This window comes from Treponema sp., from assembly GCF_045657965.1.
GTDB lineage: Bacteria > Spirochaetota > Spirochaetia > Treponematales > Treponemataceae > Treponema_D.
In genome coordinates, this window is the sequence record NZ_JAZOUG010000119.1 from 1 (window position 1) to 7,962 (window position 7,962).

Here is a 7,962-nt window from a genome sequence, read left to right on the forward strand (position 1 = left end):
AACTCCTTTTCAAGACTTTGACGAGCAACTTCTGCAACTCTTCCACCATCATAAGCACACCTCGCATTTTCTTCAAAAGTTTGGGGATTCTTTACCTTTGAATGGTTGAAGCAGAAACTTCGGCAAGCATACTAAGAACCATTTCAATATTGGTCATGTTGTCTTTCAGTGATTTTTTTTTCAGCCCCTTAAACTTTTTGTATTCCTTTACAGTTTTGCCGGACCAGGTTTTACAAATAACATCTGTGAGTGCCTCTTGCTGTGAAGGATCTTTTACGTTATGCAAATTCCACTGGTCTGTAAGGCCCTTTTTTATTTCAATCGAGTTTAGCCGCATATTAATCCAGTTTTCCGAATATCCCATCCTACGATAATCCTGAAGAGCCTGTTGTATGGAAAGTTCTGGATTTTGCATTTGCTTTAAGCGTTCTGCGCCAATTTCTGCAAGAAATTGCTTGATTGGTTCTGCTTTTTTTGAAGGAATTGATTGTATGATACGGAATACCCCCTGGGTATTTACGGATTGAACTTCATGTTTATTTCCATCATTTCCAGGCATTTGAACTGGAACACAAATTGTATTCCATCTAAGAGATAGGCCTTTATCGTGAGAAAGTATTTCTTTTACGTATTCTTCAGGATTAGTACAGTCTATCAAAAATGAAATTATATCAAAGAGAGAAAAGTACCAGTCTTCTTTTTCATCATCCCAGACATAGCGGATATTATTCTCTTTAAATAATTTTATTGAACTAGGTTGATCCAAGTCATTCTCCTACACGTTTCATAATAAAACAAAAGGAGAATAAAAGAATTAAACTGTTAGTTTAAATTCAAATAATGAGGCGAATTATTCGGTTTCAAAATATTCTCTGACAGCTTTTTCTAATTCAACTTTTGATTGAGCACGAATTTGTTTATGAGTGACATCACGTTCCCATTTGCAATAGCGGCTTGTTTTCCAGCCCTCATAATGCCAGAGTTCGCATTCTCTTTTGTAATTAAGCCAGTTATCAAGTTTTTTCTTTTCTGATAAGGCATCACCATCAGGAATATAAAGGCGATTCCAGAAAAGTTTTTCTTCATATTCACGAACATAAGTTTTTGGGATATCAGGATGATAAATGTAAACGGGATTACCTCTTTTATCATATTCCTTAAATCCCTGAATGAAATAATTCTTTGCAGAATCGCTCAACTTTTCAAAATCTTTTTCACATATATCCAGAAGTTTTAGATGACCTTTTTTAAAGACTTTATTTTGGAAAAATTCTTTTTCAAACTCGTCCTTTTCATAGCAATCCCAATAATGAATGTGATTTCTGAATTCGCATCGATAAGTCTTTAAATTGCACAATCTGAATGGCTTATCAGAAAACCTGAACCATGACGTAGCGGCTTCGACTGCTTCTGTAAGACCATCATCACGATTTTTCATTGAATCAACTGGAACAAGCTTGATTTTATAACCAATAAGCATTCTGGGAATTTCAATGTAATTATCTTCAGCATCTTTACGATTTGATAATTCTTTCCTTTTTTTATCGAGCGCGAGTAAGCGTTTATAATAGGCAAGTCGTTCTTTACTTTTTGTAGGACGCATATATAAACGTTAGCACTGATTTTGGTAGATATCTGTAAACTTGTAGTTTAAAAATAGTGCAAAATTTGAGCTTTTACGTTATAAAAAAAATATGACAGAACAAACAATAAACAGAATCAGAAAATTTACCGCAGATCGCGACTGGGACCAGTTCCACACACCTGCAAATCTTGCAAAATCCATCTCGATTGAAGCTAATGAACTCTTGGAATGTTTCCAGTGGTCAGATAAAGATTACGACTTGCAGCATGTAAAAGAAGAACTTGCTGATGTTATGGTTTATTGCCGTAATCTGCTGGACAAGCTTGGCCTGGATGAAGACGAAATTATAAATATGAAAATGACGATGAATGAAGCAAAATATCCGGTAGAAAAAGCGAAGGGAAGTAATAAAAAATATACGGAATTGTGATATAATAAAATTATCGGGGCTGTAGCTCACCTGGCTAGAGCGCTACAATGGCATTGTAGAGGTAGTCGGTTCAAGTCCGATCAGCTCCAATATGGGAAAAATCAAAATTATCAAAGGCGACATCACAACGCTGGATTGCGATGCAATTGTAAATGCTGCTAATTCAAGCCTTCTTGGAGGCGGCGGTGTTGATGGCGCTATTCATTGGGCTGCAGGTCCTGAACTCTTGGCAGAATGCCGTACTCTTCACGGCTGTAGAACTGGCGAAGCAAAAATCACAAAAGGTTATAAACTTCCTGCGAAATTTGTAATTCACACTGTTGGTCCGGTTTATTTTGAACATAAACCTGCAGAGGCCGAAGCGCTTCTGACTTCATGCTATGAAAACTCTTTGAATCTTGCAAAAGGAAATGGACTTAAGACTATTGCCTTTCCGTTGATTTCTGCCGGTGTTTATGGCTATCCTCAGCGCGAGGCAATAAAAGTTGCTGTAGAAACTATGAAATTGCATCAGGATGATTTTGATGAGATTACGTTGGTACTGTTTGGGGAACGAGAGTTTGGATTTGCAGGAGAGATGTTCCCAGAGTTTATAAACTACTTATAAAGCTGTCGTTTCCTTGTCGTCTGGTGTCATTCCTTATTAAAACATTAATTGACAAAAGTATTTAAAAAAAGGATTATTGAAACTGCCCTATAAGTAGATTTTATTATTGTGTTTCGCAATATTTGAAGAAAATGCTGCATGAGGTTTCTCGGCTATTTTCGTTCTATGCTTCAGATTAGACAGACAGAAGATCTATCGCCAAAGAGTACTTATAGGGCTTTTTTTATGAAGTATTTGAAAAGACTGCAAGATGCGCGTACAACAGAGGATTTCGCAAAATTATTAGGATTTAAAGCAGGAAATGTTTCCTATTTGATTTATCATTATTCTGGTCAAAAATATTATTCTTTTCAAATACCTAAAAAGAATGGTGGTACGAGAACAATTAATGCTCCAAATGACGAATTAAAGAACTTACAAAGAAGACTATCAGATTACTTATATAAATGCTTAGAAGAGATCCATTTACAGAATAATATTCACGATATCGTTTCTTATGGTTATCAAAAAAATAAGTGTATATATGATAACGCTCTTATTCACAAAAATAGACGGTATGTTTTTAATGTTGATCTTAAAGATTTTTTTAATTCAATTAATTTTGGTCGAGTTCGTGGATTTTTTATAAATAATAAAAATTTTAAATTAGACCCTCATATTGCAACATTAATAGCTCAAACTGCATGTAATGATAATATTTTACCTCAAGGAAGTCCTCTATCACCAATTATAACTATTTTGATTGGTGGAATTCTTGACCATAGAATCCTACAACTGACTCACAAAATTAGATGTAGTTATTCAAGATATGTAGATGATCTTACTTTTTCGACTAATTTAAAGAGTTTTCCTCCAGAAATTGCGTATATTGATGAAACTGGCAAATGGGTAATAGGAAAGGAACTAAATAATATTTTAAAAACTTCTGGCTTTGAACCTAATGAAAAAAAAGTTTCAATGCAATATAAAGACTCAAGACAAACATCTGTAGGTTTAATTGTAAATAAAAAAGTAGATGTACCAAGAGAATATTATAAGACAGTAAGAGCAATGTGTAATTCTCTAATTACTCGAGGATACTTTATAAAAAAAGATGCAGCAGAAGATGAACCACCGACATTAAATCAATTGGAAGGAATGTTAAATTATATTTTTTCAGTAAAGAGTAAAAATACTGATGTAAGAGTAGAAAATCATTATCCAGGATTCCAAAATATTTATATTGATTTTTATCTTTATAGATTTTTCTTTGCAAATGAAAAACCAATAATATTTACAGAAGGTAAAACTGATATTATTTATTTGAAATGTGCATTGAAAAACTTAAAATCAGAATATCCAAAACTAATTAACTCAGATGGGGCACTAAATATTCAATTTATGTGGATAAATGATTATCTCCAATGTGTTTTTCATATAAGTTCTGGATGTTCAGGTTCCTTGAAACTGTTAGTTCAATATGAAAGTTTCTTGAAAAGATATAAGAAAACAGAATCAATGAATCAGGTTTTCTTTTTATTTGATCATGATAGTGGTATAGAGAAAATTATAAGTAAGTATAAAAAGTATGATAGTGCAAAAGATTTCTTTTCAAAAAAAGATTTTTCATCGCTTTCTGTAGAAGTTTATAAAAATGTGCGATTTATTTTTACTCATAAAGAACATGATAGATATATTGAGCAATATTTTGATGAAACACTATTATCTGAAAAAATAAATGGGAAATCCTTTACTCCGGATAATAACGTACATGATCCAGAACATTACTTTGGTAAACAAGTTTTTGCAACTAAGATCATCAAAAAAAAGCAGGATAGCATTGACTATTCAAATTTTCGACCATTATTTAATGAGTTAAGTAAGTATTTATAATATTTATAGCCTAATCATCATCTTTCTGCTCAAAAAATAATTCTTTCCAGCTAATTATCTCCTGTTCAAGTTTTATATTATTTTCAAGCATATAATTCATTATTTCTACAAATTTTCCTTCTTCAATTAAAGAGTTTGCTTTAGTTATATCATTTTCTTCAAGAGTTTTTGAAAAATCTGAATACTTCTTAAGTTCTTCAATTCCCATTTTATATGGCTTAAAATCAATGTGAGTTTTTTTCTGTAAATTCTCAAGAATAAAAAATCCGTCTGGATCTAGATCGCCGAAGTGATAATACTCTTTGTTTAAATTTTGCTGATAGATTTTTTCTAAGAATTTTTGCTTTACAGAATTATGATAGCCTGATAAAAAAATGAAGAATGTTTCTGAATCTTTTATTCGATTGAATGAAGTAAGGTTTTCAACAGTCATGATTTTTGAATCAGCAATTTCAAGAGATTTTATTTTATTAATGGATTGTGAAGACAGAGCTAGCGGAATGTCGTAATAGACAGAAAATGTTTTATCATTTTCAAAAGTTATTTTTCCATTCCCTTTAAAGTATAAATAAGAAGGATTGGAATATACATTACATTCTTCGAGAATAACTTTGTTTATTTCTTTTTCATCAACACAATTATCTATTAGAGAATCGAAATAACCGCTTTGTCGTAAAACTTTCAAAACTTTCCGTTTATATTTTTCTTCCCATGTCTTGGAATTTGCTAATACAGAAATCGATAATTCTCGCTCCAGAATTTCATTCTCGTTCTTCAAAATATAATTCAAGAGCGCAATAATATTTTTTGAGTCTTCCTGTAGATATTCGGCTTCTTTATCATTTTCTAGGCGTTCAATCTGATTTTTACAAAAATCCTTTACGATTGGTTCAAAATCTGGATTGTTATAGAAAGAGATATAGAAATCTATTTCTTCTTTATGTCGTTCCTTTTTGTCCTTTACACCAAGAATTGTTCGAATTGTATTCCAGTTTTTCTCTGTGGCAATTGAAATAAGTTTTGAGATCCTTCCGTATTTCCAATCAATCTGAATTAGTTTTTCTGATTCAAGCGACTTGCACTGTTTTTCAAAGTCTTCAATTGCATTTATATCTGTTGAATCCTTTTCATAGTCCTTGAAAATATCCGAAGGCTTTGTACTGAAACTTTGGAGGACTGTATTTTCACCTTTGTATGTTTTACTGGATTCATATTTTGTGAGAAGTTTCAGCAATATTTGTTTCTGAATATTTGAATAAATCATCTTGAAGTCGCACTCCTGGAATACCATGATCCTTCTACAGGCTTTGTGTATTTTCCCTGACTATAAAGCGAAACTGTATTATCAATATGCTGCCCGATACTGTTGATTTTCTCTGGTGGAGCAGCATAGAAAACCTGGAAATTATTATCCTCAAGGAATTTTACCATTTGCTCAATTCGTTCCTTTGATAAGGCAGAGAAAGCTTCGTCAATAAACGCAATACGGGCACAACATACATCTTTAGGATAGAATTGCATAAGACTTGCTGCAAGAACAATAAAATAAGGCGTTTGTTTTTCGCCTCCACTGGCAGAGCCTTGTTTCTTTGATAAATCCATTTCAGATTCTTCATCACCTATATGACTTCTGATTGTCATATCATATGTAAAATAATTTCTATAATCTGAATAATCTTCTTCTTGCTCTGTATCAAGAATTTTGTTTAAGAAAGACTGCACATCATCAGCAAGTTTTTCATCACTAATCGTTTTTTCTGTAAATAAATCCGGGCTTTCTGAATACAGTTCCAGGTTTTTACAGATAGTAAAGAAAACTTCCCGGTCTGATTTTTCTTCCATCTTGAACTGATAAATGTCCCGTCCAAAAGGAATGCGTTTCAGCTCTGCATTGATTACAGCAATCTCTTCTTTTGCTGAGATTATTTTTTCATTAAGTTCTGCCACAAAATCATGTAAGAAAACATTACGAAGATTTTCTGACTGCTTTTCAACTTTATTTTTGGCTTCATCAATTCTTACATTTGCCACATCACGATAGTAAGTACGATAATCTTTTATAAACTCAACACCATAATGCGAAGTATCTATTTCAGAAAGAATGTTATATTCTCGTTGTTTGTCTTCCATTCTGCGCTTTGCATTATCAACATCATTTGTAAGATTTTGCAAATGCTTATTACTAATAACAATAAAGGTATTTCGCTGTTTACTGGCACGTTCATATTCTTCTTTCATTTCATCGATAAGTTCGTTGTATTTAGATGAAAGCTCATTGTACTCTGACTCATATTTCTGAGATTGTTCAATTCGCTCCGATATTTTATTGTTTGTATTTTCAATATCATTTTTAACAGAGCCGCGTTTATCTGCTAAATCAATATCAAATTTATAGGCTTCATCGTAATTTGATTTAGCAAGGTCGTATTCCTTTGCGGCAGCAAGCATTTCTGGACTGTTTTTTAATTCTTCGATTTGTGCAGAAAGTTTTCTTAAATTTCTATTTTCTTCAGAAAGCTCGATTGAACTATTAAAATTATAGCGTTCAGCTTTCCATTCTACATTATCAATCAATGTAACTAATTGATTCCTGTTTTTTATTTCTTTTTCATATCCAGATTTCTCAAGAATAAGTCTCTCAAGCTCTTTTTTAGCCTGTTCCAGCTGAAATTTTACTACATTATTTCCTAAACAAACCTGAGTCTTCTGAATCTGCATAAGACTTGCCGCATAGCTTTTACAAAGCATTCCGTCTTTTGTAATGCCACCCTTCGGATGTTCATGTAGCTCCTCAAGATTCTGACAGAGACATATTCCATTCAGGAGATAATTCGCATATCGCCTGGCACCTTTGTTCGTGATGTTCAAAACCGAAGCCGCTGTGTTTTCTTCAATTTCCGTCTCAGGAATTTTATCTGTAAGGACAACACTGCATTTGTAAATATTTTTTTCGCTCAGGATTTTTAAGGCCTCGTGGCAATACTGGTCATCTACAATGATATTAAAACGTTTATTCCACAAAAATGTTTCTATTGATTTGCGCCAAGATTCATCACTAAGAGATTCAACAAGCTCTGCAAAAAGACGAACCTGGCATTTTATACCACGTTTGTTAAATTCATTCTGAAGAAGTCGTTTTGCTTCCTCTGCTTCCGGCGGAAACTGACGAATATTTGCTTCAAGGTCTTTTATTGTCTTCTGATAACCTGTTATCTCATTTGATACTTCAAAGAGTTTGTCTTTTATTCTACCGTTTTCTTCTATAAATAAATCTCGTTGTTTTTTTATTTTATTTGAAAACTCAATGAATGTAGAATTCTTTTTATCCGATGAAAAATCAGTTTCACTCAAATTTAGAAGAATTGTTTTATTTTCATCTGCAACATCAAAATAATTTTCAATCTGTGGAAGAATAACTTTTAAGGAAATTTGGAGATTCTTTAATTGGGTAAGTTCATTTTCCAATTC

The 7,962-nt window shown here is 32.6% G+C and carries 7 protein-coding genes and 1 tRNA gene; 4 read left to right on the plus strand and 4 right to left on the minus strand.

The annotated features are described in order from the left end of the window. Window positions 1-91 precede the first annotated feature (91 nt). Both ACKI5B_RS04345 and ACKI5B_RS04350 read right to left on the minus strand, forming a co-directional pair. On the minus strand, window positions 92-766 hold the full coding sequence (locus ACKI5B_RS04345; protein WP_407426195.1) for a BRO-N domain-containing protein: 675 nt from the start codon (window positions 764-766) through the stop codon (window positions 92-94). Window positions 767-850: 84 nt separating this feature from the next. Beyond that, entirely contained in the window at window positions 851-1,603 is a 753-nt protein-coding gene (locus ACKI5B_RS04350) for a hypothetical protein (protein WP_407426197.1), read from the minus strand. A gap of 91 nt (window positions 1,604-1,694) precedes the next feature. Here ACKI5B_RS04350 and ACKI5B_RS04355 point away from each other — a divergent pair, with 91 nt between their 5' ends. The 4 genes from ACKI5B_RS04355 to ACKI5B_RS04370 all read left to right on the plus strand — a co-directional run bounded on the left by ACKI5B_RS04355 (window position 1,695) and on the right by ACKI5B_RS04370 (window position 4,494). After that, window positions 1,695-2,015 (plus strand): nucleotide pyrophosphohydrolase, encoded by a 321-nt coding sequence (locus ACKI5B_RS04355; RefSeq protein WP_407426199.1) that lies wholly within the window; start codon window positions 1,695-1,697, stop codon window positions 2,013-2,015. 15 nt (window positions 2,016-2,030) lie between these two features. Beyond that, a tRNA-Ala gene (locus ACKI5B_RS04360) sits at window positions 2,031-2,104 on the plus strand. After that, window positions 2,095-2,622, plus strand: coding sequence for an O-acetyl-ADP-ribose deacetylase (locus ACKI5B_RS04365; protein ID WP_407426207.1), 528 nt, complete (start codon window positions 2,095-2,097; stop codon window positions 2,620-2,622). The genes ACKI5B_RS04360 and ACKI5B_RS04365 overlap by 10 nt, the downstream gene beginning before the upstream one ends. Window positions 2,623-2,787: 165 nt before the next feature. Further along, window positions 2,788-4,494, plus strand: coding sequence for a retron Ec67 family RNA-directed DNA polymerase/endonuclease (locus ACKI5B_RS04370; protein WP_407426201.1), 1,707 nt, complete (start codon window positions 2,788-2,790; stop codon window positions 4,492-4,494). Between the two features lie 10 nt (window positions 4,495-4,504). Here the strand turns inward: ACKI5B_RS04370 and ACKI5B_RS04375 are convergent, their stop codons facing one another. Together ACKI5B_RS04375 and ACKI5B_RS04380 are read right to left on the minus strand one after the other, a co-directional pair. After that, on the minus strand, window positions 4,505-5,758 hold the full coding sequence (locus ACKI5B_RS04375; RefSeq protein WP_407426203.1) for a Wadjet anti-phage system protein JetD domain-containing protein: 1,254 nt from the start codon (window positions 5,756-5,758) through the stop codon (window positions 4,505-4,507). Then, window positions 5,755-7,962 (minus strand): SbcC/MukB-like Walker B domain-containing protein (locus ACKI5B_RS04380; protein WP_407426205.1); only part of this gene is annotated, 2,208 nt, incomplete at its 5' end. The genes ACKI5B_RS04375 and ACKI5B_RS04380, both read right to left, overlap by 4 nt.

What these genes read in the sequence shown, in the direction of transcription:
- ACKI5B_RS04370 (WP_407426201.1), top strand. Translation starts at nt 2,788, where the DNA reads ATGCTTCAGATTAGACAGACAGAAGATCTATCGCCAAAGAGTACTTAT.
- ACKI5B_RS04355 (WP_407426199.1), top strand. Translation starts at nt 1,695, where the DNA reads ATGACAGAACAAACAATAAACAGAATCAGAAAATTTACCGCAGATCGC.
- ACKI5B_RS04350 (WP_407426197.1), bottom strand. Translation starts at nt 1,603, where the DNA reads ATGCGTCCTACAAAAAGTAAAGAACGACTTGCCTATTATAAACGCTTA.
- ACKI5B_RS04375 (WP_407426203.1), bottom strand. Translation starts at nt 5,758, where the DNA reads ATGATTTATTCAAATATTCAGAAACAAATATTGCTGAAACTTCTCACA.